This window comes from Klebsiella sp. 28 (assembly GCF_018223905.1).
Taxonomy (GTDB): Bacteria; Pseudomonadota; Gammaproteobacteria; order Enterobacterales; family Enterobacteriaceae; genus Klebsiella; species Klebsiella pneumoniae.
In genome coordinates, this window is the sequence record NZ_JAGRQY010000108.1 from 12,750 (window position 1) to 36,258 (window position 23,509).

Sequence of the window (23,509 nt, forward strand, 5' to 3'; positions counted from 1 at the left end):
TATGATCAGAAAATATTTCGTCCCCGCCCTGATGGCGGCGGCGCTTTTGACAGGTTGCCAGGCTCCTCAGGGAAAATTTACCCCGGAGCAGGTGGCGGCGATGAAATCTTACGGCTTCACTGAAAGCAATGGCGATTGGTCCCTGGGCTTATCCGATAGCATCCTGTTTGACAAGAATGACTACCGACTACGTCCCGACAGCCGCCAGCAGATCACCACGATGGCCTCGCGGCTGGCGGCTACCGGGATCACCCATAGCCGCCTTGAAGGCCATACCGATAATTATGGTGAAGATAGTTACAATGAAGCCCTGTCGCTTAAGCGGGCCAACAGCGTGGCCGATGCCTGGGCGGAAGGCGCTCATGTCCCACGCAGTAATTTAGTCACCCGCGGCCTTGGCAAAAAATACCCGATCGCCAGCAACGACACGGCGGCCGGGCGCGCCGAAAACCGCCGGGTAACGGTGGTCATCAGCACGCCGTAAGTCTTCACTTAGTCGCTGGACTTCATCATCCTCATTGCCGTTGCCGCGCGCCAGCGCAGGTAGTCAACGGCAATGAACAGCAACAGGCTGGCTCCCATTAACGGCATGGCCAATCCAAGGGCAAACGCCAGCCCAAGCACCAGGCTTCGGGCAGGCCAGGCGAGCGACAGCCACGCCTGCAGCAGCGAATGCGCCGGATCCCAGGCGGCCTGAGGCGGACGGCGGATCCACCATAACCGGTACCCCACCCCGATGGTAACGCACAGCGCGCAGCCAAATCCCACCAGCAGCAGCTGATTCGCCAGACCAAAGAGGATCCCCATATGGAAATCGACGCCCCAGCGGGTGAGCTTCGCCATCAGCGGAAAGTCGGCAAAACGCGTGCGATCCACCACCTGCATCGTGGCGCCATCGATCGCCACCGCGTCCACCTGCGTCGGCCAGCGACGGTCGATCTCATTCACCGTCCAGGCGCGGTCGTCTGACACTGGCGGACGGATCTCCAGCCGGCTGGCGTTCAGCCCCGCCTGACGGGCCGCCGCCAGCGCCTGGTCAAACTGGGCCTGCTGCAGCGCCGGCTGATGCTGGGCCATGGCCATCGCATCCATATGATGTCCGGCGTGGGGATCGTGCGTCATCGGCATCTCGCCATGCAGCTGGGTATTGACCTGCGGCGTCAGCCAGCCGAACGCTGCCCGCATTTTGTCCACATTGCCGCCGGCCCATTGCGACCAGGTCAGGCCGGTGGCGGAGAAGAGCAGCATACCCACCAGTAGGCCCCAGCCCAGCGTCACGTGCAGCCGACGATGGTTCTGCAGGGCGTTATTCAGCCGCCGTTTTGGACGCGTCATCGCCCACAGGGCAATGCCTCCGAGCGCGGCCACCCACATCCAGGAGGCGGCCAGTTCGCTGTATAACCTCCCGCTGTCGCCCAGCAGCAGAGAGCGATGCGCATAATCAATCCACTGGCGCAGCGGCAGGATGCCGCTGGTGCCGTAGACCGTCATATCGCCCTTCACCCGCAGCGCGATCGGATCGACAAAAATAGCCCGGGATTCCGACTCTCCGAGACCCGGATCGGCAAACATAATGCGCGTGGTCTCGCCCAACGCAGGCGCCGGACGCACCGCCAGCAGCCGCAGATTGCCCTGGGTCGCTTCTTCGGCCACCGCAATCTGGGCGCTGAGCGGCTGCGGAGTCCCCTCGGCAAGGCCATGCAGCGCGTCGTGATAGAGCCAGTTTTCCAGCTGCGGCGTCGCCACGTACAGCGTGCCGGTCAGGGCAGCGACACAGATAAACGGTCCGATAAACAGACCAATATAGAAATGGAGGCGACGCAGCAGGTTCAGCCATGCCGCGCGCGAGGTGCAGGTTGTCATACTTTTCCTTTTTTAAAGCAAAAGAGGTCGTTGCGCGGTGCGCAGATTGATTTTTATTAAAGGGAAAAAGCAGACAACCGCGGCGGGGCGCGGGTTTCGGGGTAGAGCCAGGGAAAGTAGTGCCAGTGCTTTAATACCGGGCGAGAAACCGGCAGGCGAATGCGCCGCAGGAGCATGGCGACGAACAGCGCCAGCGCGAAAAGGAGCCCCGGGACATGGGCTAACAGCACGCAATAGCCACACGCTTCGGCATGGTCCAGCGGCATTTCGTGTCCGGTATGCTTAGCGCCGTCTGTGCTGTGCATCATTGCCATCTTGTGCCCGGGCATCTGCGCCATGCTCGCGGACGAGCTATCCATCATCATGGCGTGGTGCATGCCGGGCATGGCGCTCATGGGGTCTTTTTGCAGGGAGACGGAGATCAGGGGGGCCACCACGATCAGCAGGATCGCCAACAGCGCCAGCCAGGCGGCTCGCCGTTTAGGTGTCGTTTGCTGAAAACTGTTGCTGACCACCGCCCCTCCGTATAGAGGGCGTATTGTAAATGATTTACATCACGATGGTTACAACAAAGATAAAAAAAGGGCCAGCCATCTGGCCAGCCCTTTCTATCAGGATGTCGCGAAAGCGAATCTTAGTTAAGACGCTCTTTGATACGAGCAGACTTACCAGTGCGCTCACGCAGGTAGTACAGTTTAGCTTTACGTACAGCACCACGACGTTTAACAGCAATGCTGTCAACTACCGGAGAGTGAGTCTGGAAGACACGCTCAACGCCTTCGCCGTTGGAAATTTTGCGAACAGTGAATGCAGAGTGCAGACCGCGGTTACGAATAGCGATAACCACGCCCTCGAATGCCTGCAGACGTTTTTTGGAACCTTCAACAACCCATACTTTCACTTCCACGGTATCACCCGGACGGAAGGAAGGTACGTCCTGCTTCATCTGTTCTTGTTCAAGTTGCTTAATAATGTTGCTCATAATTTAATCTCTTATCCTGGGTAAACTGATATTGGGGGCTCACGCCTGCCCATCATGTTTATGCTGCTGTTGCGCGTGTTCAGTTTTGAACTCCGCCAGCAGCTTTGCTTGCTCTTCAGTCAGAGCCAGGTTTTCCAGAAGTTCAGGTCTTCTAAGCCAGGTGCGGCCCAGCGACTGCTTCAGACGCCAGCGACGTATCTCAGCATGGTTTCCCGACAGCAATACTGGCGGTACTTCCATCTCCTCTAACACTTCAGGACGGGTATAGTGGGGGCAATCCAGCAACCCATCAGCAAAGGAATCTTCCGTTGCCGATGCTTCATGGCCCAGTACTCCCGGAATGAACCGGGAAACGGAGTCAATCAGCGTCATTGCCGGTAACTCACCACCGCTGAGAACGTAATCGCCGATTGACCATTCTTCGTCAATTTCGGTTTGGATTACGCGCTCGTCTATCCCTTCGTAGCGACCGCACACCAGAATCAGTTTCTGATTCGTTGCCAGTTCGCTGACGCCCGCTTGATCAAGCTTGCGTCCCTGAGGTGACAGATAAATCACCTTCGCGCCTTCACCTGCCGCGGCTTTTGCTGCATGAATGGCATCCCGTAAGGGTTGCACCATCATTAGCATCCCCGGTCCGCCGCCGTAAGGACGATCGTCCACGGTACGGTGCCGGTCATGCGTGAAGTCGCGAGGACTCCAGCTTTCGATGCTCAGCAGGCCATTTTTTACTGCCCGGCCAGTTACCCCGTAATCGGTAATTGCGCGGAACATTTCAGGAAACAGGCTAATTATGCCAATCCACATAGCGCCGTCTTTTACCGTTTATCCGGAGAATTTAAAAACCAGGATCCCAATCTACTTCGATAGTACGCGTAGTGAGATCGACTTTCTTGATAACCTGCCCATCGAGGAACGGAACCAACCGCTCCTTGATACCAAATGCATCTTTCAGGTTTGCCTTGATGACGAGCACGTCATTCGACCCGGTTTCCATCATATCGATGACTTTACCGAGGCTATAGCCTTCCGTCGTAACTACCTGGCAGCCCATCAGGTCTTTCCAGTAGTAGTCACCCTCTTCCAGCTCCGGCAACTGCGATGAATCCACGATAATTTCGCAATTAGTCAGTAGATTCGCGGCATCACGATCGTCAACGCCTTTCAGCTTGATGATGATGTCCTGATTGTGGTGGCGCCAGCTTTCCAGCTCAACGACCTGCCACTGACCCGCCTTCTGGATTAACCAGGGCTGATAGTCAAAAATGCTTTCGGCGTCTTCGGTGGAGGAAAACACTCTGAGCCAACCACGGATACCGTAGGAAGAACCCATTTTCCCCAATACGATCGGATCAACAGGTGCTTGCGCGGTGTGTTGCTTGCTCATCATGACCACCGTGACAGATTAAGCTGCTTTGTTAGCGGCTTTGATCAGCGCGGCAACGCGATCGGAAACAGTAGCGCCCTGGCCAACCCAGTGAGCGATACGATCCAGATCCAGGCGAGTTTCTTCTTCCGCACCGTTAGCGATCGGGTTGAAGAAACCAACGCGCTCGATGAAGCGACCGTTGCGTGCATTACGGCTGTCGGTGACAACAACCTGGTAGAACGGACGCTTTTTAGCGCCGTGACGTGCTAAACGAATAGTTACCATAACATCCTCTTGTGTGAATAAAACAACCGGGCCCCATCGAGGAACGGAGCCCGGTGTCATATTAAAAGCCCGAAAATTTTACTGATTTCTGGGGAAAATGCAATCAGCAGTTGATAAGTCTGCTGTAAAAGGCCGTCGGCGGTGCAGCCAGTTTAGTACCAGCGTGTGCGCAACCACTGTAACGTACAGGTAGTACGTGAGGATGGCGAGCACACCCCGGCGCTAAAATGGCAAACAAGATAGCCTTATGCCCTTGTTTTTAACGACCCGGGAAGCCTGGCGGCATCATCCCTTTCATCCCGCGCATCATCTTCATCATGCCGCCTTTCGACTTCATCTTCTTCATCATGCGCTGCATGTCGTCGAACTGCTTGAGCAGACGGTTCACATCCTGCACCTGCATGCCGCAGCCGGCGGCGATACGGCGCTTACGCGAACCTTTGATGATTTCCGGCTTAGCGCGCTCTTTCAGGGTCATCGAGTTGATGATCGCTTCCATACGCACCAGCACTTTGTCGTCCATCTGCGCTTTCACGTTGTCCGGGATCTGCCCCATGCCCGGCAGCTTGCCCATCAGGCTGGCCATGCCGCCCATGTTTTTCATCTGGCGCAGCTGCTCAAGGAAGTCGGTGAGGTCGAAACCGTCGCCTTTCTTCAGCTTGGAGGCCAGCTTCTCGGCCTGCGCGCGGTCAACCTTGCTCTCGATATCTTCGATCAGCGACAGCACGTCGCCCATGCCGAGGATACGGGAAGCGACGCGGTCCGGATGGAACGGCTCCAGCGCTTCGGTTTTCTCGCCGACGCCGAGGAATTTAATCGGCTTGCCGGTAATATGGCGAATCGACAGCGCCGCGCCGCCGCGGGCGTCGCCGTCCACTTTGGTCAGCACCACGCCGGTCAGCGGCAGCGCTTCGTTAAAGGCCTTCGCGGTATTCGCCGCATCCTGACCGGTCATCGCATCGACGACGAACAGGGTTTCAACCGGGTTAATGGCGGCGTGGACGTGCTTGATTTCGTCCATCATCGCTTCGTCAACGTGCAGACGACCGGCGGTATCCACCAGCAGCACGTCGTAGAATTTGAGTTTCGCTTCTTTCAGCGCCGCGTTGACGATATCAACCGGCTTCTGCCCGACATCAGACGGGAAGAAATCGACGCCGACCTGCTCGGCCAGGGTTTCCAGCTGCTTGATCGCCGCCGGGCGGTAAACGTCCGCGGAAACGACCAGCACTTTCTTCTTGTGCTTCTCGCGCAGGAATTTCCCCAGCTTACCGACGCTGGTGGTTTTACCAGCACCTTGCAGGCCCGCCATTAGCACCACGGCCGGCGGCTGCGCGGCCAGGTCGAGCGTCTGGTTCTCTTCGCCCATCGCCGCCACCAGCTCGTTGCGGACGATTTTGACGAACTCCTGACCCGGGGTCAGGCTTTTATTGACTTCATGGCCGACCGCGCTCTCTTTGACGCGGCTGATGAAATCACGGACCACCGGAAGCGCAACGTCCGCTTCCAGCAGCGCCATGCGCACTTCGCGCAGGGTGTCTTTAATATTGTCTTCTGTAAGGCGTCCGCGGCCGCTAATGTTGCGCAGCGTACGCGACAAACGATCGGTTAAATTATCAAACATTGTCTCTCGCCTGAGGTGGAAACGGTCGGTCGCCGCAGCGACACACAAAACGAATGTGGCGGAGTATAACACGACATCAATCTGAATGTGCTGCAACGGTTGGAGCAGAGGCCTGCTAACGTTATACTGCTTCTCTTTCTTATTTAGCCAACAGCCGACACCTATGCCTGTTTTTGCTCTACTCGCCCTTGTCGCCTACTCCGTCAGCCTCGCGCTGATTATCCCCGGCTTGCTGCAAAAAAACAGCAGCTGGCGGCGAATGGCGATTTTATCTGCGACTATCGCCTTGATCTGCCATGCTTTTGCGCTGGAAGCACGGATATTCCCCGGCGGCGAGAGCGGGCAAAATCTCAGCTTACTGAACGTCGGGTCGCTGGTCAGCCTGATGATCTGTACGGTGATGACTATCGTGGCCTCGCGCAATCGCGGCTGGCTGCTGCTGCCTATCGTCTATGCCTTCGCGCTGATCAACCTGGCCTTCGCCACATTCGTGCCTAACGAATATATCACCCACCTGGAAACCACCCCGGGGATGCTGGTGCATATCGGCCTGTCGCTCTTCTCGTACGCCACGCTGATCATTGCCGCGCTGTATGCGCTGCAGCTGGCGTGGATCGACTACCAGCTCAAGAATAAAAAGCTGGCCTTCAGCAGCGAAATGCCGCCGCTGATGAGCATTGAGCGCAAAATGTTCCACATCACCCAGGTCGGCGTGGTGCTGCTGACCCTGACGCTGTGCAGCGGCCTGTTCTACATGCACAATCTGTTCAGCAGCGAAAATATCGATAAAGCGGTGCTGTCGATTATTGCGTGGTTCGTCTATATCGTCCTGCTGTGGGGGCACTATCATGAAGGGTGGCGCGGACGTCGTGTGGTCTGGTTCAGCGTCGCTGGCGCCGGTCTGCTGACGCTGGCCTATTTTGGTAGCCGCGTGCTGCAGCAGTTCGTGAGCTAAGTCTTTTAAGGAATCCTACGTGGAACATATCTCCACCACCACGCTGATCATAACGCTGATCGTCATGGTGATTATCTCTGCCTATTTCTCCGGTTCCGAAACCGGCATGATGACGCTGAACCGCTACCGGTTGCGCCACATGGCGAAACAAGGCAACCGCCCCGCCAAGCGCGTGGAGAAGCTGCTGCGCAAGCCGGACCGCCTGATTAGCCTTGTGCTGATCGGCAATAACCTTGTCAACATTCTCGCCTCGGCGCTGGGCACCATCGTCGGCATGCGCCTGTACGGCGACGCCGGCGTCGCGATCGCCACCGGCGTACTTACCTTTGTGGTGCTGGTATTTGCCGAAGTGCTGCCGAAGACCATCGCCGCCCTCTATCCGGAAAAGGTTGCCTACCCCAGCAGCTTCCTGTTGGCGCCCCTGCAGGTGCTGATGATGCCGCTGGTGTGGCTGCTGAATACCATCACCCGCATACTGATGCGCATGATGGGCATCCGCACCGATACCGTCATCAGCAGCGCCCTGAGCAAAGATGAACTGCGCACGATTGTGAATGAATCCCGTTCACAAATCTCACGACGCAATCAGGATATGCTGCTGTCGGTGCTGGACCTGGAGAAGGTCAGCGTTAACGACATCATGGTGCCGCGCAATGAGATTGTCGGCATCGACATCAATGATGACTGGAAATCTATCGTCCGCCAGCTGACCCACTCCCCGCATGGCCGCATCGTGCTCTACCGCGATTCGCTGGACGATGCCATCAGCATGCTGCGCGTTCGCGAAGCCTACCGTCTGATGACGGAGAAGAAAGAGTTCACAAAAGAGATCATGCTGCGGGCGGCAGATGAGATCTACTTTGTGCCGGAAGGCACGCCGCTCAGCACCCAGCTGGTGAAATTTCAGCGCAATAAAAAGAAAGTCGGTCTGGTGGTCGATGAATACGGCGATATTCAGGGGCTGGTCACCGTCGAAGATATTCTTGAAGAGATTGTCGGCGACTTCACCACCTCCATGTCACCCACCCTGGCGGAGGAAGTGACCCCGCTTAACGACGGCACGGTGATTATCGACGGCAGCGCCAACGTTCGCGAAATCAACAAAGCGTTTAACTGGCACCTGCCGGAAGATGAAGCGCGCACCGTCAACGGTATTATCCTCGAAGCGCTGGAAGAGATCCCGGTCCCGGGCACCCGCGTGCGCATTGAGCAGTACGATATAGATATCCTCGACGTGCAGGACAACATGATCAAACAGGTGAAAGTGATGCCGGTGAAATCATTACGCGAGAGCGTCGCGGAGTAGCGCGAGCGAAGGAATTAATATCACGGTGGGCTGCGGCCCGCCGTTTTTTTTATCTCGCGCCAGCAGCGATGACACAAAAAACGGCCGCCCGCAGGCAGCCGTTGACCAAGGCAGCAAGCGTTATTTCGCTTTCGCTACCGTCACCATCGCGGCGCGAATAGTACGGCCGTTCAGGGTATAACCTTTCTGCATCACGGCCAGCACGTTGCCCGCCGCCACATCTTCAGACTCGACCATCGCAATGGCCTGGTGGACGTTCGGATCCAGCGGAACGTTGGTGTCGGCGATCACTTCCACGCCGAACTTACGCACTACGTCCAGCATAGATTTCAGGGTCAGTTCGATCCCCTCCACCATCGGCGCCAGCTCCGGGTTAGCCTTGTCAGCCACTTCCAGCGCGCGGTCCAGGCTGTCGATCACCGGCAGCAGTTCATTGACGAATTTTTCCAGCGCGAATTTGTGCGCTTTCTCGATATCCTGCTCGGTACGACGACGCAGGTTATCTTCGTCGGCTTTGGCACGCAGCATCACTTCACGTTCACGTTTCTGCGCTTCAGCCAGCTGGGCTTCCAGATTCGCAATTTTTTCATCGCGCGGATCCACCTGCTCAGCCGAAACTTCAGGCTCTACCGCCTCAACGTCGTCGTGCTGCTCCGTGATAATTTCTTCCGGGGCTTGCCCCTCAGGCGTTTTCTGTTCTTTACTACTCATGAATTTCTCCGCGTTTTTTTCGCATTCATCTCGCTAACTTCGCTTATTATGGGGATCAGTTTCCGGGTTTCAAGGGAAGCGGACAGATTGTCACTATTTCATTTAACGCAAGGACATCCAGATCATGAAGAACCATTTCAAGTGTATCGGCATTGTGGGACATCCTCGTCACCCCACCGCCCTGACCACACATGAAATGCTCTGGCGCTGGCTGTGCAGCAAAGGGTATGAAGTGCTGGTTGAACAGCAGATCGCCCATGAACTTCAGCTCAGCAACGTGAAAACCGGCACGCTGGCGGAGATTGGCCAACAGGCCGATCTCGCGGTGGTGGTGGGCGGCGACGGCAATATGCTCGGCGCGGCGCGGACCCTGGCCCGTTACGACATTAACGTCATCGGCATTAACCGCGGCAACCTCGGCTTTCTCACCGACCTTGACCCGGACAACGCCCTGCAGCAGCTCGCCGACGTGCTGGAAGGCCACTACATCGCCGAGAAACGCTTTCTGCTGGAGGCCCAGGTGTGTCAGCAGGATTGCCAGAAACGTATCAGCACCGCCATCAACGAAGTGGTGCTGCACCCCGGCAAAGTGGCGCATATGATTGAGTTCGAAGTCTATATCGACGAAGTCTTTGCGTTCTCTCAGCGATCCGATGGCCTGATTATCTCCACTCCGACCGGCTCCACCGCCTACTCGCTGTCGGCTGGCGGCCCAATCCTTACGCCGTCGCTGGACGCCATCACCCTGGTGCCGATGTTCCCGCACACCCTTTCAGCGCGACCGCTGGTGATCAACGGCGACAGCACCATCCGCCTACGCTTCTCTCACCGCTGCAGCGATCTGGAGATCAGCTGCGACAGCCAGATTGCCCTGCCGATCCAGGATGGCGAAGATGTCCTCATTCGCCGCTGTGATTATCACCTCAATCTGATTCACCCTAAAGATTACAGCTATTTCAATACATTAAGCACCAAGCTCGGCTGGTCAAAAAAATTGTTCTGATTTTCACGGCTGCCTCTTTACTGGATAAAAAACCAGTCTATACTGTACGAAAACACAGTATTGGTTTTTCATACAGGAAGGCAGCTATGTTGGCGCAACTCACCATCAGTAATTTTGCTATCGTTCGTGAACTGGAAATTGATTTCCACAGCGGCATGACCGCCATCACCGGGGAAACCGGCGCCGGGAAATCCATTGCCATCGACGCGCTGGGGCTGTGCCTCGGCGGCAGAGCGGAAGCCGACATGGTGCGTCGCGGCGCCACCCGTGCCGACCTGTGCGCGCGCTTCGCGCTGAAAGATACCCCTGCCGCCCAGCGCTGGCTGGAAGAGAATCAGCTGGAGAGCGGGCGTGAGTGTTTACTTCGCCGGGTGATCAGCGCCGACGGCCGCTCGCGCGGCTTCATCAACGGCACCGCCGTCCCGCTCTCGCAGCTGCGCGAGCTGGGCCAGCTGCTGATCCAGATCCACGGCCAGCATGCCCACCAGCTGCTGACCAAACCCGAACACCAAAAAACGCTGCTCGACGGCTATACCGGTGAGTATGCGCTTACTCAGCGTATGGCCGAGCACTATCGCCAGTGGCACCAGAGCTGCCGCGAGTTGGCCCAGCATCAGCAGCAGAGCCAGGAGCGCGCCGCCCGCGCCGATCTGCTGCAGTATCAGCTTAAAGAGCTGAACGAATTTAACCCGCTGCCGGGAGAATTCGAGCAGATTGACGAAGAGTACAAGCGCCTGGCCAACAGCGGCCAGCTGCTCAGCACCTGCCAGCACGCCCTTACGGTACTGGCGGACGGCGAAGAGGCCAATCTGCAGAGCCAGCTTTATACCGCGAAGCAGCTGGTCAGCGAGCTGGTGGGCATGGACAGCAAGCTTTCCGGCGTCCTGGATATGCTGGAAGAGGCGGCCATTCAGCTCAGCGAGGCCAGCGACGAGTTGCGCCACTACCATGACCGTCTGGATCTCGATCCGAACCGCCTGTTTGAACTTGAGCAACGGATTTCCCGACAAATCGCGCTGGCGCGTAAACATCAGGTGATGCCGGAAGAGCTGCCGGCGGTTTATCAGGCGATGCTGGAAGAGCAGCGCCTGCTGGACGACAGCGCCGGCTCGCTGGAATCCCTCAGCCAGCAGGTGGTCGAACATCATCAGCTGGCGCTGGAGACCGCGCGCCAGCTGCATGCCCTGCGTCAGGCCAGCGCCGACGAGCTGACCCAGCTTATCACTGAGAGTATGCACTCACTTTCGATGCCGCACGGGGTCTTCGCGATTGAGGTCGCGTTCGATGAACGCCATCTCACCGCCGACGGCGCCGACCATATTGAGTTCCGCGTCACCACTAACCCCGGTCAGCCGCTGCAGCCAATCGCCAAAGTGGCCTCCGGCGGCGAACTGTCGCGCATTGCGCTGGCGATTCAGGTGATCACCGCGCGTAAAATGGAAACCCCGGCGCTGATTTTCGACGAAGTGGACGTCGGCATCAGCGGCCCGACCGCCGCCGTGGTCGGCAAGCTGCTGCGCCAGCTGGGCGAGTCCACGCAGGTGATGTGCGTGACCCACCTGCCGCAGGTCGCAGGCTGCGGCCACCATCATTTCTTTGTCTGCAAAGAGACCGATGGCGAGATGACCGAAACCCATATGCAGCCGCTGGATAAACGTGCTCGCTTGCAGGAGCTGGCCCGTCTGCTGGGCGGCAGCGAAGTCACGCGCAACACCCTGGCGAACGCGAAAGAGTTGCTTGCAGCGTAAACTTTTTGATTTTCACAGGGTCATAGTGAACAGCAAATTGCCTGCTGACCTGCAGCCGGAGGTTTCCAACGGCGCGAAGGTCTATTATTATCGGCATATTACAGATGAGCCACGTACTGCTCGGGCCCAAAAAGGAATCAAATCACTATGCGCTGTAAAACGCTGACTGCTGCCGCAGCGGTTCTTCTTATGTTGACCGCAGGCTGTTCCACTCTGGAACGAGTGGTTTACCGTCCTGACATCAACCAGGGTAACTATCTGGCACCAAACGATGTAGCAAAAATTCGTGTCGGTATGACGCAACAGCAGGTAGCTTATGCTCTGGGGACGCCAATGATGACGGATCCGTTCGGCACCAATACCTGGTTCTATGTCTTCCGTCAGGAGCCGGGCCACCAGAAAGTGACTCAGCAGACCCTAACCCTGACCTTCAACAGCGGCGGTGTGTTGACTAACATTGATAACAAGCCTGCGCTGACCAGTCAGTAAGGCCCGGAAAAGCAAAAAGCGCTCGATGAGCGCTTTTTTTATGGCTGATAGTCGGTCTGCTGCAGGTTACTTTGCGGCGCTTTTCTCTGCCCGCTGGCGACGCAGCTCTTTCGGGTCTGCGATCAGCGGACGATAGATTTCCACCCGGTCGCCGTCGTGAACTTCGTCATGCAGCTTTACCGGACGACTATAGATACCCAGCTTGTTTTTCGCCAGATCGATGTCATCACGCAGCGCCAGCAGACCGCTGGCGATAATCGCCTGCTCGACCGTCGCCCCCTCGTCCAGCGTGACCCGCTGCAGATACTGCTTTTCAGGCAGCGCGTAAGCGACCTCAACACGAATATTAGCTGGCACTGTAGACCTCTTTGGCGCGCGAGGTGAACGCCTGCACCATGTTGGCGGCCAGTTCCTTAAAGACCCGGCCAAAGGCCATCTCAATCAGCTTATTGGTAAACTCAAAATCGAGATGGAACTCGATTTTGCACGCCTCCGGGCTCAGCGGAATAAACTTCCAGCCGCCAATCAGCTTCTTGAACGGGCCATCCACCAGGCTCATCAAAATGCTCTGGTTGCTGGTCAGTGTATTCCGGGTCGTGAAGGTCTTACTGATGCCGGCTTTGGACACATCAACCGCCGCCGTCATTTGCGTCGGCCCGAATTCCAGCACGCGGCTACCGGTGCAGCCTGGCAGAAAATCAGGATAGGACTTCACATCGTTTACCAGTTGATACATCTGTTCCGCGCTGAAAGGCACCAGCGCAGTACGGCTAATCTGAGGCATAGCAGGTTCCACATTTAAACACAGTGCAAATAATATCATTTATCTGCTGCTAAAAAAAACGCTGTGCCGCAACTCGTGCTAAGATGCGCAGTACACCTCGCAGGATGCGATCGAGGTAACTGTGTATAAGACGATGACTTCAGGACATTATGACTAAGAAAAAAGCCCACAAACCTGGATCAGCCACCATTGCGCTGAATAAACGCGCCCGTCACGAATACTTTATCGAAGATGAATACGAGGCTGGTCTCGCCCTGCAGGGCTGGGAGGTCAAATCCCTGCGTGCAGGTAAAGCCAACATCGGCGATAGCTATGTCATCCTGAAGGATGGCGAGGCCTTCCTGTTCGGCGCCAACTTTACGCCCATGGCCGTGGCTTCCACCCACTATGTCTGCGACCCGACGCGCACCCGTAAGCTGCTGCTCAACCAGCGTGAGCTGGACACGCTGTACGGCCGCATTAACCGCGAAGGTTACACCGTCGTCGCCCTGTCGCTGTACTGGAAGAACGCCTGGTGCAAAGTGAAAATCGGCGTCGCCAAAGGTAAGAAACAGCACGACAAGCGTACCGACCTGAAGGATCGTGAATGGGCGCTGGATAAGGCGCGTATTATGAAGCACGCCGGACGCTAACCCCCTCCCCTGAGGGCCAGCTCTCGCTGGCCCTTACGCTATATCTTTGTTGATGCTGCTTTTTCGTCCACCCCGTTGAAACAATCCTGCGTAATGGGGCTGGTAACGACATTCACAAATCTGTTATACTTGACCTACACATTGGGGCTGATTCTGGATTCGACGGGATTTGCGAAACCCAAGGTGCATGCCGAGGGGCGGTTGGCCTCGTAAAAAGCCGCAAAAAATAGTCGCAAACGACGAAAACAACGCTTTAGCAGCTTAATAACCTGCTCTGAGCCCTCTCTCCCTAGCTTCCGCTCTTAAGACGGGGATCAAAGAGAGGTCAAACCCAAAAGAGATCGCGTGGATGCCCTGCCTGGGGTTGAAGCGTTAAATCTAATCAGGCTAGTTTGTTAGTGGCGTGTCTGTCCGCAGCTGGCAAGCGAATGTAAAGACTGACTAAGCATGTAGTGCCGAGGATGTAGGAATTTCGGACGCGGGTTCAACTCCCGCCAGCTCCACCAAATAAATCAAGGGGTTACGTGAAAGCGTAGCCCCTTTTTCTTTGGTAGTGGCGGCAAAATGGCGGCAGGCATTCAGTCAAGCCCAGTTCCTACTACATGCGATCGCAATTACAACTTAAAGAGTTTCGCTTGCCCTGGATTAACAGCTTCGACGTAGTTTTTGACCCCTATTCTGTGCGGCTCATAATTGCTTGAATAGAAATCAATCAGGAAGTCATTCATTTTCTGAGATGTGACTTTCATAACTCCCTTACTCAAAGTTAAATTAAACACGCTAATCTTTGACGATGGTACCTGAGTTTTACTCATGTTGGCTTGATAACCAGATTTACGCATTGCCACTAGTGCTTCGTCGTAAGCCGCTTGTAATTGGGCCAAATCGTTTGACGAGATGATCACATCATCCATAAACACACTTAGCTTGAGATCATGATGTTTGTTCAATCGGCGTAGTAAGCTACCAAAATAACTTTTATCTAAGCAGAGGGTTGCAAGTATTGGAGATTGAACAAAACCAAAAGGGAGGACATGCTTATGTGGACTATGGGACAAGTTTCTTACAGTTGAAAATGTTGAGATTTCCCGCGCTTGAGAATAGGTGAAGTAGCTCTTTAGATCACGGGTGATACGACTACGGCTCGTTGACTGAAAAAATTGTTTAATATCAACAACGGCAAAAAAATCACTTTTTAAGTGTAATCTGGCAGCTTTAAGATGCCCACCAGTTCTTAGATGGTAAAAATAGAGTGGCGGAATCCACTTGTTTCTGACAGCCTGAAGTATCTTCCCTCCGACTTTACGTGCCTCAACGCTTGGGACATAAACCCAAACCCCGGGCTTAATCTCAAATTTATCTTCCCACCTTTGAACTTCTATTGTCATGAGTTAAATTGTTGTAGTTGAAGGCCATGTTAAGAACGGCGTAAACCGCACCAACTAAGCCAACAAACGCGGTTGCGCATTTGAGCATAGCGGTGATCAGTTCAACACGCGCCTTAACTAAGCCAAGTTCGTTTGTATCCATAACTTGTTCCTCCATAGATACCTGACGTCTCTTAGCGCAAGCGCATGGCCCTAACTAAATAAAAAATAACAACCAGTTAGCCCAGAAAGCTTAACAAGTCGGCGTCCGATTACATGGCAATCAGGTAATCGGTCCGCAGTCGCAAAGCGACAAACTACATATCTACGGAGTGGGGATAAATCCCCGCTAACGTCAGGCATTGTTAATTTAACCTCAACTTATAGAAAAGTATAGTTTTAAATCATGTAGTTATGTCGCCATTTAAATCGGCAAACCCACCTGTTTAAATTTATGAGGATGCGGCTGAACCGGATTTGACTCTTTTGGTGTTGCAATCGAACGAACAAAAGTTTCATGGGTAACAAAAGTATGGCTGCAGTTAATGTTCTGGCACTGGTTGTAACGCTCTTTGGTCAATGAAGATACCTGAAAACTGCTGCGAGTATGGGCGGCACTTCCACACAGTGGGCAAATCATCATTTTTCGAGTTCTCCCCATTTTTGCTAAATTCACAATAATGATACCGAATTATTCCATTTTGAAAACTTAAAAGTTCTCCATTGCGAAGAATCATTCCATTTCGAAATCATCAATCTTCACGTCAAGCTCCAGACTGGTCGTAAAACCGTTATCCGGGCTGACAGTATGCGTCAGGGTGGTAATAGTCCATTCCGCATCATCTATCGGCTGTTTAAAGCCACTGACTTTCACTGGCATTTCCGTGTAGAGATCTGCCCGCCCTTCCGCCAGTTGTAGCGAGAAGGACGCAACGCCGCGTTGCAGGCGTTCCCACTGCATTTTCGCCGCTCGTTCGGCGTTGCTCCGGTTGGCATAAGTGCGATTAAGTACCAGCACGTTTTCATCCGTACCCACCAGGTAATCGCCCTGCTTCGCTTCCGGCTCTTTCTTCTGCTTCTTAGTTCTGCGCTTACGCTTCACCGTGGTGCTTTCTTTCTTCGCAGGTTCACGGGTATGCAACCAGCTGGCAATTACGCCCGTGTAGGCTCCGCGATCTGCCAAGGTAAAGCGATGACTGTCGCCGTCCTTGCGTGTGATAGTGATCACTGGCAGTGGTTTACCAGTGGCGCTTTTGCCCTGCCCCTGCCGGATGAATAACAGATTGCCATTTTTCACCGACGCGATGGCACCGTACTGTCGCGCCAGTCGCATCAGAAAACTGCCGTCACTCTCATTAGTCTGGTCTATATGCTCCACGGGCTTATCCGACAGCTCTTTACCCAGTGCCATCTTCAGCTTGTGCCGCGCGGCTATTTCCTTCACCACTTCCCCGATGGTGGTGTTATGCCACGATTTTTCACGGCGGGTATTCAGGGTTTCCCGAAAATCAGCACTTCGCGCCCGGATAGTCAGGCGGTCCGGTGCGCCAGTGTGTTCAATCTCGTCCACCGTGAATGCCCCTTTCGGGAAAAGCGGCTGCCCCTTCCAGCCCAGCGCCAGCGTAATGACCGCACCACGGCGCGGCAGCACGATTTTTCCATCGGCGTCGTCCAGCTCCAGATCAAGCTGGTCCGCTTCAAATCCCCGGTTATCCGTCAGCGTCAGCCCCATCAGGCGGTTGTCCAGCACAGTGGTGATATCCCTGCCTTCAATACTGATGCTGAATGCCGGAGTTTTGTTGCCTTTGTTAAGCAGTTCAAAGCTGAAATTCACGACAGCAGCCCTCCCACCGTTTTACTGATATCGCTTAAGGCAGATGTTTCCGTTCCCTGCAGATTATTCAGTTGCGCACTGAGATCACCGAACATATCGGACAGGGATTCATCCACGCGTTTTAGCGACAGGGTGAACTCAATCCTGCGCGGCATACCGTCGCGGAAAAACTCCGTTTTAGTCTGATTCAGTCCCTCAATCACATACATGCCGTAAATCGTGCCGCTGCCTTCAATCAGGGGCCATGCTTTCCCCTGTTCTGCCATCTGCTCCAGTGCCAACAACGACAGCCTGCCGCCTGTTATTTCCGGCATAAGAACGCCAGAAAGCGTCAGCATGTCGTTATCCGGTCCCAGAAACTGCGTTGACGGGCGTCGGTTAACCCGGCTGTTAGCCGCATGTCGCCAGCTGCGCTGATACTGCAGCTCCTGATACGGCACGGTGCGCAGCATAAACACGTATAATCCCAGCACCATCATCATGCGTCGTATCCCCCCTGATCGCTGTAGTTACTCCTGGCTTTTGCCTTCAGCCTGCGTTCACGTTCATCAAGCTGGCGGGCCACCTCCCGCGCAATATCCTGCGCACTTTGTCCTGGCTGCGTCTGAATGATGATCTGCGTCGGTGCCTCAATCCGTTGAACGGGCGGCACAGTGGCTGCACGACTCAACATCGCTTCGCCGCCTTTCGCGGGAAGTGCCAACGGATGCAACGGTGGAAGCTCTGCAGGCGCGGCAGCAACACCCATCATTCCGGCAACAACGGCAGCCAGTGCAGCTGTATTTCTCCGGCTGGTCACATTTGCCGGGCCGTTAACAATTTCCGGCCCGTTTTCACCGACGATGCCAAACTGCCCGCGCGGGATATAGCCGCCGCTGTCATACATCCCCGCAAAGCCATATCCCCATGACGGAAAACCACCCGATGGCATCATCACTTTACCGTCTGCATTCACCGTCGCAGGTTGCTGACGCGTCACTCTTTCCGGCAGTTTCGCCTTTGCAGCCTCTTTACTGACAATGCCGAGTTTCTCCAGCAACCATGAAACGCCAGATTTCAGGGAGTCCAGCGGATGCATGACCATATTCAGCCCTTCCGCCAGTGCCTCCCCGAATCTCCGCCCCATTGCCGCTGCACTCTGCAGTTCGGCAGAGGTCGACTTAACGGGCGTCAGCAGATCAGTAAACCAGCCCCACAGCGCCTGCACTTTGTCGCCAATCCACTGGAACACAGGCTTAAGCGGTTCGAACGCTGCACTGATGGGACCTGCCGCCGCTTTGAATCCTTCCACCACGCCACCGAGAAATGCGGTGATGGGTTGCCAGTATTTCCAGACAACCAGTGCCACACCCGCCAGTGCAGTAACCACAAGACCTATCGGACTGAGCAGAGCACCTAACAGACCAGATACGGCATACAGGGCAACGCGCAACATCGCCAGTGGACCAGATGCCAGTACTCGCAGCACCGTGCCTGTGGCAGCCAGCCCGCCGCGTAGTGCTGCCAGTGGATTCATAAACATCACAGCAACCGCACGTAAACCGGATAATCCAGACCGCAACAGTGCAACCGGCGCACCTGCTACAGTTTTCAGGACATTTCCCGTCAGTGATGCCGTGCGGTGCAAAGACGACAACGGCGCAGTAAGTAAACCCGCTGCGTTGCCCGATGAAGCAAGCCCGCGTCGCAGCAGTGCCAGTGGAGCGCCAGCCAGCCGAGACAACGCGCTGCTGGTTCGAGTTACTGCTGCCGTAACGGAAGGTAACGTTTTGATACCCAGCACAGAGAATCCCAGACGGATCACTGCCAGCGGCCCCAGCACTGCAGCCAGCGCCACCGCTAAGGTGCCGAGGCCTACGGTAACCGCAGCCACAACAGCCGCTACTTTCATCAGTGTGCCTGTCAGTTCCGGGTTAGCTTCCACCCAGCGGCGCAACGCCCCCGTAATGCTTTTCACCGTGTACAGAATATCCATCAGCGGCTGGCGCAGCGTTTCGCCCAGGCTGCTGAAGGTGTTCTGCGCTCCGGTTTTAACCAGCAACCACTGAGCAGAAAGTGAGTCCTTGTTGATGTCGGATTCTTTCTGCATGGAACCGAGCGCATCATTGCCCGCTGTCAGTTTTAGCTGGCGCTGCAGTTCCGGCAGGTTGTTTGCCAGTTTCGCCGCGTCATCACCAAACTCTTTACCAAACAACATGGTCATGGCAGACAGACGCTTGTCCTGCGGCAGTGCGTTCACCTTCTCCAGCACACGCTGGATAGTTCCCATCGCATCCTTCGTCATCTGCTTTTCAATCACTTCAGGATTGAGTTTCAGCAGATTCATCCCTTCAAAGAAACTCTTGCTTTGCATGGTGGCAATGGACAATTCACGCACCATCGCGTTTGCTGCACTGGCTGCAACCTCCGGCGCAGCGCCCAGTGTCAGAAAGGTGGAACCCAGTGCCGCCGCTTTACGATAATCCAGACGGTCAGCCACACCGCCCAGACGTTGCATGACATCAATGATGTCCGCCCCTTTCGACATGGCGTTATCATCCAGATAGTTCAGCGCATCGCCGAGCTGTTCAATATTGCGGGTAGGTATTTTGTAGAGCTGGGCGATTTTCCCCAGACTTTCTGACAGTTCATCCGCTGGCAGCTCAAAGGCTGTTGCCGCCTTTGCCGCCGTACTGGCGAAGGCCAGCAGGTCACGTTTCTGGTCTTCCCAGCTGTCGTCAGGGTTTGCGACGTTCATACGCGCACCACCTTCAACCAGTGCAGCGAAGTCCACCGCACCGTTTTCCATCGGCAACTGTTCGCTGGCAGCCTTGATGGCATCCTGCATTTCATAAAAACGTGCAGTGCGGTTGCCATTATCGTCACGCAGACCATTGACCTGCTTTGCCACACCTTTCATGGCATCTTCCATGCTGGTATAGCTTTTTACTGCCGCCATCACTGGTGTCCCCATTGCCAGCCCTGCAGCCGTGGTGGTGGCTCCGGCTCCTGCAATACGATCACGCACCTCCAGCGAACGGGCATAACTGGCACGCGCCGCATTCATCCTGCGCTGAGCTTCCCCCAGTCGCTTCAGCCGCGCCTCCTGTTTCGACAATTCCTGGTTATAACGTGATGTTTCACGGGCTAAACGGGCAGTTGCTCCCGCATCATCGTTCGCAGAAATTCCCGCCCGATACAGTTCTGCACGCACAAGCGCCGTTTGCTTCTGCAAATATTTTTGTTGTTCTTCCAGGCGTTGGACTGCCAGCGTTTGCCGACCTAAAGCCACAAGGTGCCGTTGTGATGGTTGTTCCATCGCTTCCACCTCAGAACTAAGCAAATTTGCCTTCTGTCTGGCATAGTTCAGCCTGTCGCCTAACCTTTTGTTATCGGCCTGCAGCTTGCGAAATTTTTCCAGGCTGTTACCCGCCTGATTGAGTTGCTTTAATGCGTCACGGGAGTTTCTGATTGCGCCAGCCAGCTCTTTCGAACTGGCCTGTGCAGCACGGAATGGGCGGGTGAGTTTGTCAACCGCATTAAGAATGACCTGCAGGCGCAGGTTATTATCACTCATCGTTGGCCCCGCTTCTCTGAATCGCTTTATACCGCCATTCCAGCACTTCTGTCAGCGGCATAACGTCAGTAACGGATGGCGGCCAGTGAAAAATGGTGGCGATATCTGCCACCAGATCGTCAACCGTCAGGCTGTCGGTAAACCGGCAAGCACCGACTTCTTCAACAAAAAAGTGACAACCTCAACCGACATGGCAGTGAGATCTGCCGGGTCCATCTCTGCAATTTCCTGTGCGGTCAGTGCCGGGCTGGAGATGCGGGGGATCACGGTCATCATCGCGTTCACATCCATATCCATAATGGCCTGCAGGCGTGTACCGCGCAGCGCACCGGACTGCGGTTTACGCAGCACAATTTCGGTGATTTCAGTTTTACCACGCTTGATGGGGGTATCCAGTTGAATGGTCTTTTCAGTCTGCTTATCGCTCATTTTGCTGTCCTGTAAATTGGGTCCTGGCGCGGCATTCCGCGCCGTTCAGATACATCAGAGGCCGAGGGCGTTGCGGTGCGCTTCCATCAGGTCCACACCGTCCACAATTTCCACCATGTTGATAAGGTCCACTTCATAGAGCACCTCACCATTGATGGTCAGCTTCGCGTAGCTGTTGGTACTGGTCACTTTGGTGGTGTTGCTTTCGCCCGTCTTCCACTCGCCGGAATCCACTTCTTTGTGACGCCCACGCACGACAAGCTCCACGGCCTGCACTTCCCCGGTATCGTCACGCTGGATAGAGCCGGTAAAGCGCAGTTGGATGCCATCCACCGTGGATTTGCCCATCTGCTTAAACAGCAGCAGTTCAGTACCACCAATGGAAAATTCTGTGTCCAGAGCACTGTCATCAAGCCCCAGATCCACATCCACCGCCCCCGGCATTCCGCCGCCGCGATACTTCTCATATTTGCGGGTGAATTTCGGCAGCGTCAGCGACTCAACTATCCCCTGCCAGTTGTTCCCGTCGTTAAACAGGTTCAGGTGTTTTAATTTGCGTGGTAAAGCCATGTTATCCCCTTACGCGCTGACCTGGCTGGAGAAATTCACCAGGTACTGATCGGTGATGCGCTGACGCAGCATCAGGTTTTCAAGTGGCGGCACTGGCGTGTAGTCGTAGTCGATGGTGAGCTTCCCGGCTTTCAGAGTATCTTTGTCGTTCACCGACTCATCCAGCCAGCAATCACCACCAATGAGATAGCCCTGACTGACCAGGCTGCGCATTTTGGCGCGGATACCTTCGATAATGTCGCGGGCCAGCGACGGGCTCAGCGGTTTGTCCACCGCCCACATGTGCGCTTCTGCCATTGTGTCCATCAGTACCTGCGCTGTGCGGGTGTAGTTTTCGAAGGCAAAGAGCGGATCATCACTCAGACAGCGGGAACCCCAGAAGCGGAAACCGTCCTTGCGCACAAGCGTGGTGACGTCGTTCTGGTTAAGCAGTCCCGCATCTGTTGCCGGGTCCTGCAGATCCCAGAACACATCAGCAGAAATTCCGGTGACACCGTTAACGCCCACGTTGGACAGGCTTTTGTGCCATCCGGTCTGCTCGTCAATTTTGGCGCGCAGACCAAGCGCACGGGCGGTGGCATATGCCGTTGCTTCGGCATTCAGCACCGTGTCCCAGCCAGTAAAGTCAGGCCAGATCAGCATCCCTTCGCGCTGTCTGAAGTTTTCACGGTAAGTGATCGCCTCCTGTACCGTCTTGCAGCCATACGCTGACAGGTAAGCAAACCCACGCAGGCTTTGCGCCACGCTCAGCAACTCAGTCGCTACCGCCTTGGTGTCGTGGCCTGGCACGCCGAGAATGCGCGGTTTAACGCCGAGCTGTGACTGGGCAGATAACAGGGCTTTCATGCCTGTTTTTTTACCTTCAGCAGTCACTGCGCCGATGATATTGGTCGTGGTTTCTTCTTCCGTTTCACCCTGCGGCACACGCACAACAATGGTCACGGGTTTTGCCTGGTCAGCGATGGCATCCAGCGAACGGGCCAGTGTGCCGGACTCACCCGCTTTACCACTGGCGGTAAGCACATCAGTGATCAGCACGGGTTTATTAAGGGGAAACATTTTTGCATCGGCATCATCGCCCGTGCAGACCATGCCCACGATGGCGGTGCTCACCGTGGTAATGGATCGGGCGCCTTCGTTGACTTCAACAACGCGCACCCCGTGGTGGTAATCCTGAGCCATAGTGGCGAACCTCCTGATTGGATTAGGCTTCGCCCTATGTTGAAGTGATTGTGCCTGACAAACAGCTAAGCGCGGTTGTGTCGTTATTCACACAAAATGACGGTATTTGTCTACTTGCAGGGATAATCAAAATAATGCTGATTCAGGGGGATTCATTGCTCTTATTTGCCGGAAATTTTCTATAAATGGTAGAAACGCCTACATCAAAAATCAGTGCAATACGCTGTCTTGATTCTCCGGCCTCGAGTAAACGCCCAATCTGTGCCCACTGTTCGGTGGTCAACTTAGGACGGCGTCCACCTACTCTGCCTTTGGCACGAGCTGCAGCCAGCCCTGCCATGGTACGTTCAACTATCAGTTCGCGTTCCATTTCAGCCAGGACCCCCGTGACATGAAAAAAGAAACGGCCCATTGGGGTGCTGGTATCAATACTGTCAGTCAGGCTTCGGAAATTCACGCCACGCTGACGCAACTCTTCTATCAGCGTAACAAGATGCCGCATACTGCGCCCCAACCTGTCCAGCTTCCAGACAACCAGAGTGTCTCCTGCCGATAGTGTCCTGAGCAGTTTTTTAAGCCCCGGTCTGTCGGACTTTGTGCCACTGATTTTATCCTCAAAAATCCGCTCACATCCCGCGCAGTTCAGTGCATTACGTTGCAAATCGGTGTTCTGGTCATTTGTTGACACGCGTACATAGCCAATAAGCATGATCAATCCCCTGAATAAAAACCGTGGATGATGCCAGTTAGCCATTATCTCTGCATTTTCATAAACGTTGGTTTGGGAGGGATGGTGCAAACCTATAGCGCATCGCAAGAT

General features: G+C 55.2%; 28 protein-coding genes and 1 other RNA gene. 8 read left to right on the top strand and 21 right to left on the bottom strand.

Going from position 1 to position 23,509, the window contains the following annotated elements:
• Position 1: 1 nt before the first annotated feature.
• Positions 2–484, top strand: a complete 483-nt coding sequence (locus tag KHQ28_RS18690) for an OmpA family protein (RefSeq protein ID WP_004145671.1) — start codon at positions 2–4, stop codon at positions 482–484.
• Between the two features lie 8 nt (positions 485–492).
• Here KHQ28_RS18690 and KHQ28_RS18695 read toward each other — a convergent pair whose 3' ends face one another.
• From KHQ28_RS18695 to ffh, 7 genes are all read right to left on the bottom strand, one after another.
• Positions 493–1,863, bottom strand: coding sequence for a PepSY domain-containing protein (locus tag KHQ28_RS18695; protein WP_032418476.1), 1,371 nt, complete (start codon positions 1,861–1,863; stop codon positions 493–495).
• A 56-nt stretch (positions 1,864–1,919) separates the two neighbouring features.
• Positions 1,920–2,378, bottom strand: coding sequence for a DUF2946 domain-containing protein (locus KHQ28_RS18700; protein WP_032418474.1), 459 nt, complete (start codon positions 2,376–2,378; stop codon positions 1,920–1,922).
• A gap of 119 nt (positions 2,379–2,497) precedes the next feature.
• Positions 2,498–2,845, bottom strand: a complete 348-nt coding sequence (gene rplS, locus KHQ28_RS18705) for a 50S ribosomal protein L19 (protein WP_002914145.1) — start codon at positions 2,843–2,845, stop codon at positions 2,498–2,500.
• A 39-nt stretch (positions 2,846–2,884) separates the two neighbouring features.
• Complete coding sequence (gene trmD / locus KHQ28_RS18710; RefSeq protein WP_002914147.1) at positions 2,885–3,652, bottom strand: tRNA (guanosine(37)-N1)-methyltransferase TrmD; 768 nt, start codon at positions 3,650–3,652, stop codon at positions 2,885–2,887.
• A 31-nt stretch (positions 3,653–3,683) separates the two neighbouring features.
• Positions 3,684–4,232 (bottom strand): ribosome maturation factor RimM, encoded by a 549-nt coding sequence (gene rimM, locus KHQ28_RS18715; protein ID WP_004150977.1) that lies wholly within the window; start codon positions 4,230–4,232, stop codon positions 3,684–3,686.
• An 18-nt stretch (positions 4,233–4,250) separates the two neighbouring features.
• Positions 4,251–4,499 (bottom strand): 30S ribosomal protein S16, encoded by a 249-nt coding sequence (gene rpsP / locus KHQ28_RS18720; protein ID WP_002914149.1) that lies wholly within the window; start codon positions 4,497–4,499, stop codon positions 4,251–4,253.
• 259 nt (positions 4,500–4,758) lie between these two features.
• On the bottom strand, positions 4,759–6,123 hold the full coding sequence (gene ffh / locus KHQ28_RS18725) for a signal recognition particle protein (protein WP_002914152.1): 1,365 nt from the start codon (positions 6,121–6,123) through the stop codon (positions 4,759–4,761).
• A gap of 163 nt (positions 6,124–6,286) precedes the next feature.
• Between ffh and KHQ28_RS18730 the strand changes: the two genes are divergently transcribed.
• Together KHQ28_RS18730 and KHQ28_RS18735 are read left to right on the top strand one after the other, a co-directional pair.
• The gene (locus tag KHQ28_RS18730) at positions 6,287–7,078 is read left to right on the top strand and encodes an inner membrane protein YpjD (protein ID WP_002914153.1); all 792 of its coding nucleotides are present in this window, start codon (positions 6,287–6,289) and stop codon (positions 7,076–7,078) included.
• A gap of 19 nt (positions 7,079–7,097) precedes the next feature.
• On the top strand, positions 7,098–8,384 hold the full coding sequence (locus tag KHQ28_RS18735; RefSeq protein WP_004149392.1) for an HlyC/CorC family transporter: 1,287 nt from the start codon (positions 7,098–7,100) through the stop codon (positions 8,382–8,384).
• A 120-nt stretch (positions 8,385–8,504) separates the two neighbouring features.
• Here the strand turns inward: KHQ28_RS18735 and grpE are convergent, their stop codons facing one another.
• A complete protein-coding gene (gene grpE, locus KHQ28_RS18740) occupies positions 8,505–9,095 on the bottom strand; it encodes a nucleotide exchange factor GrpE (RefSeq protein WP_004174800.1) in 591 nt (196 codons plus the stop codon).
• Between the two features lie 124 nt (positions 9,096–9,219).
• Here grpE and nadK point away from each other — a divergent pair, with 124 nt between their 5' ends.
• The 3 genes from nadK to bamE all read left to right on the top strand — a co-directional run bounded on the left by nadK (position 9,220) and on the right by bamE (position 12,335).
• On the top strand, positions 9,220–10,098 hold the full coding sequence (gene nadK, locus KHQ28_RS18745; RefSeq protein ID WP_002914158.1) for an NAD(+) kinase: 879 nt from the start codon (positions 9,220–9,222) through the stop codon (positions 10,096–10,098).
• An 86-nt stretch (positions 10,099–10,184) separates the two neighbouring features.
• Positions 10,185–11,846, top strand: coding sequence for a DNA repair protein RecN (recN, locus tag KHQ28_RS18750; RefSeq protein WP_004174799.1), 1,662 nt, complete (start codon positions 10,185–10,187; stop codon positions 11,844–11,846).
• A 147-nt stretch (positions 11,847–11,993) separates the two neighbouring features.
• Positions 11,994–12,335 (top strand): outer membrane protein assembly factor BamE, encoded by a 342-nt coding sequence (gene bamE, locus KHQ28_RS18755; protein ID WP_002914160.1) that lies wholly within the window; start codon positions 11,994–11,996, stop codon positions 12,333–12,335.
• Positions 12,336–12,401: 66 nt separating this feature from the next.
• Here the strand turns inward: bamE and KHQ28_RS18760 are convergent, their stop codons facing one another.
• On the bottom strand, positions 12,402–12,692 hold the full coding sequence (locus KHQ28_RS18760) for an RnfH family protein (protein WP_004145682.1): 291 nt from the start codon (positions 12,690–12,692) through the stop codon (positions 12,402–12,404).
• The gene (locus KHQ28_RS18765; RefSeq protein WP_008806099.1) at positions 12,682–13,119 is read right to left on the bottom strand and encodes a type II toxin-antitoxin system RatA family toxin; all 438 of its coding nucleotides are present in this window, start codon (positions 13,117–13,119) and stop codon (positions 12,682–12,684) included. Before KHQ28_RS18765 ends, KHQ28_RS18760 begins: the two co-directional genes overlap by 11 nt.
• 149 nt (positions 13,120–13,268) lie before the next feature.
• Between KHQ28_RS18765 and smpB the strand changes: the two genes are divergently transcribed.
• Positions 13,269–13,751 carry an SsrA-binding protein SmpB gene (gene smpB, locus KHQ28_RS18770; protein ID WP_002914164.1) on the top strand — a complete coding sequence of 161 codons (483 nt, stop codon included), beginning with the start codon at positions 13,269–13,271 and terminating at the stop codon, positions 13,749–13,751.
• Positions 13,752–13,894: 143 nt separating this feature from the next.
• Positions 13,895–14,257: a transfer-messenger RNA gene (gene ssrA / locus KHQ28_RS18775) on the top strand.
• A 108-nt stretch (positions 14,258–14,365) separates the two neighbouring features.
• Here the strand turns inward: ssrA and KHQ28_RS18780 are convergent.
• The 11 genes from KHQ28_RS18780 to KHQ28_RS18830 all read right to left on the bottom strand — a co-directional run bounded on the left by KHQ28_RS18780 (position 14,366) and on the right by KHQ28_RS18830 (position 23,398).
• On the bottom strand, positions 14,366–15,139 hold the full coding sequence (locus KHQ28_RS18780) for a reverse transcriptase family protein (protein ID WP_031591352.1): 774 nt from the start codon (positions 15,137–15,139) through the stop codon (positions 14,366–14,368).
• The gene (locus tag KHQ28_RS18785; RefSeq protein WP_000380485.1) at positions 15,108–15,281 is read right to left on the bottom strand and encodes a hypothetical protein; all 174 of its coding nucleotides are present in this window, start codon (positions 15,279–15,281) and stop codon (positions 15,108–15,110) included. The genes KHQ28_RS18780 and KHQ28_RS18785 overlap by 32 nt, the downstream gene beginning before the upstream one ends.
• A 261-nt stretch (positions 15,282–15,542) precedes the next feature.
• Positions 15,543–15,761 carry an ogr/Delta-like zinc finger family protein gene (locus tag KHQ28_RS18790; protein ID WP_000972389.1) on the bottom strand — a complete coding sequence of 73 codons (219 nt, stop codon included), beginning with the start codon at positions 15,759–15,761 and terminating at the stop codon, positions 15,543–15,545.
• Between the two features lie 90 nt (positions 15,762–15,851).
• Positions 15,852–16,952 carry a phage late control D family protein gene (locus KHQ28_RS18795; protein WP_032418471.1) on the bottom strand — a complete coding sequence of 367 codons (1,101 nt, stop codon included), beginning with the start codon at positions 16,950–16,952 and terminating at the stop codon, positions 15,852–15,854.
• Positions 16,949–17,434, bottom strand: a complete 486-nt coding sequence (locus KHQ28_RS18800; protein ID WP_016529761.1) for a phage tail protein — start codon at positions 17,432–17,434, stop codon at positions 16,949–16,951. Before KHQ28_RS18800 ends, KHQ28_RS18795 begins: the two co-directional genes overlap by 4 nt.
• Entirely contained in the window at positions 17,431–20,508 is a 3,078-nt protein-coding gene (locus KHQ28_RS18805) for a phage tail tape measure protein (protein ID WP_032418469.1), read from the bottom strand. Before KHQ28_RS18805 ends, KHQ28_RS18800 begins: the two co-directional genes overlap by 4 nt.
• A complete protein-coding gene (locus KHQ28_RS18810) occupies positions 20,501–20,620 on the bottom strand; it encodes a GpE family phage tail protein (protein WP_000763311.1) in 120 nt (39 codons plus the stop codon). The genes KHQ28_RS18805 and KHQ28_RS18810 overlap by 8 nt, the downstream gene beginning before the upstream one ends.
• A gap of 14 nt (positions 20,621–20,634) precedes the next feature.
• Positions 20,635–20,937 (bottom strand): phage tail assembly protein, encoded by a 303-nt coding sequence (locus KHQ28_RS18815; protein ID WP_001281009.1) that lies wholly within the window; start codon positions 20,935–20,937, stop codon positions 20,635–20,637.
• 54 nt (positions 20,938–20,991) lie between these two features.
• Positions 20,992–21,507 carry a phage major tail tube protein gene (locus tag KHQ28_RS18820; protein WP_001504081.1) on the bottom strand — a complete coding sequence of 172 codons (516 nt, stop codon included), beginning with the start codon at positions 21,505–21,507 and terminating at the stop codon, positions 20,992–20,994.
• 9 nt (positions 21,508–21,516) lie between these two features.
• The gene (locus KHQ28_RS18825) at positions 21,517–22,689 is read right to left on the bottom strand and encodes a phage tail sheath protein (RefSeq protein WP_031591343.1); all 1,173 of its coding nucleotides are present in this window, start codon (positions 22,687–22,689) and stop codon (positions 21,517–21,519) included.
• Positions 22,690–22,831: 142 nt separating this feature from the next.
• Entirely contained in the window at positions 22,832–23,398 is a 567-nt protein-coding gene (locus KHQ28_RS18830) for a recombinase family protein (protein ID WP_032418466.1), read from the bottom strand.
• Positions 23,399–23,509: the final 111 nt, after the last annotated feature.